1 protein-coding gene is annotated in these 304 nt (G+C 75.7%); it reads right to left on the bottom strand.

All coding sequences use genetic code 11. The features are described 5' to 3' along the window. Positions 1 to 26: 26 nt before the first annotated feature. The coding region (locus tag DBV35_RS31355; RefSeq protein WP_205648967.1) for a cytochrome ubiquinol oxidase subunit I at positions 27 to 304 on the bottom strand (278 nt) is incomplete at its 5' end.

The following is a 304-nucleotide window of genomic DNA, read 5'->3' as shown; positions in this document are numbered from 1 at the left end:
GCAGGTCCATCGTCGTCCCTCCGGGGTCAGTAGCTGAACGCCGCGGGGCGGCGCTCGGCGTCGGTGTCGTCGGCGGGGCCGGGCGGGGCCGCGGGGGCGGCGGGTCCGGCGGCGACGTAGCGGAACAGCAGCCGCACCTCGACGACGGCGAGGATCCCGTAGAGCGCGGTGAACGCGGCCAGGGAGAACGCGACCTGGCCCAGGCTCACGCCGGGGGACACGCTCTGCGCGGTGAGCAGCTCGCCGTGCACCGTCCAGGGCTGACGGCCCATCTCGGTCAGCACCCAGCCGGCGATGTTCCCCG

This window comes from Acuticoccus kandeliae, from assembly GCF_003073115.1.
The sequence above is the reverse complement of the archived record's forward strand: the minus strand, read 5'-3'. Positions and strand labels throughout refer to the sequence as shown.